General features: G+C 45.1%; 1 protein-coding gene. It reads left to right on the top strand.

The window, feature by feature from the left end:
• Window positions 1-222 precede the first annotated feature (222 nt).
• Window positions 223-1,073, top strand: an 851-nt coding sequence (locus R7Q47_RS26250) for an ABC transporter permease subunit (protein WP_318090261.1), incomplete at its 3' end; no start/stop codon positions are given.

Genomic DNA, 1,073 nt, shown 5'->3' on the forward strand with positions numbered 1-1,073 from the left:
GGAAGTTTGTCATGTTTTGGTTTCAAACACTTGAAGCTGATGTGGATTCAAGATAAATATGACGCTGAAATTATTGCCGTAGAAGAAAAAACTAGTTATTGAATCGCAGGGAGTGTGTTTCAACAGCTTTAGTTACTACGCGGATAGATATGCACCATTTTGGGCCGGAAACTTCCCACCAAACCCGCCTAATTTGGACAGTAGACAAGGAGCAAGTTGTATATGCTGTCGTACTTTTTACGCCGTTTAGCGTTAGTCATTCCGACGTTTCTCGGTATCACCATTCTTATCTTTGCCATCACTCGATTTGTACCGGGTGGGCCAGTTGAACGCATGCTGTCACAAATGCAGTCTCAGGGAGACGGCGCAGCATCGATGACGTCAGCGGGTGGCAATACTGCACTGTCTGATGAGCAAATCGCTGAGCTAAACGCATTCTACGGGTTGGATAAACCTGTGATGGAAGCTTACGTTGATTGGTTGAGTCGACTAGTGACGTTGGACTTGGGTGAATCAACGCGTTATTACGAACCAGTATCGGATATGATTGCAGAGCGTCTGCCTGTTTCGCTGTTCTATGGTGGCATGACTTTCTTTATCAGCTACTTCATCTCGATACCGCTTGGCTATTACAAAGCCCTCAAGCACGGTTCTGTGTTTGATTCTACCTCCTCCATTTTGATATTCGTCGGTTATGCCTTGCCTGGCTATGTGGTTGGCGTGTTATTGATTACTTTGTTTAGTTATCACTTGGAATGGTTCCCAATGGGGGGCTTTGTCGGTGATGATTTCGATGACTATGAAACCTTCTTTGAACGCGCAAAAGACGTGATGTGGCATGCTGTGCTTCCGCTGATCTGTTACTTGATTGGTGATTTCGCAACGCTCACTATGACGATGAAAAATAACCTGATGGAAAACTTATCATCGGATTACATCCGTACCGCGATCGCAAAAGGCTTGCCGTTTAAGAAAGCGGTACGCAAACACGCGCTACGCAATAGTTTGATTCCAATTGCTTCTCACTTTGGCAACTCACTGTTGTTCTTCATGACAGGGGCATTTTTGATCGA

Source organism: Vibrio sp. Vb0349, assembly GCF_033338975.1.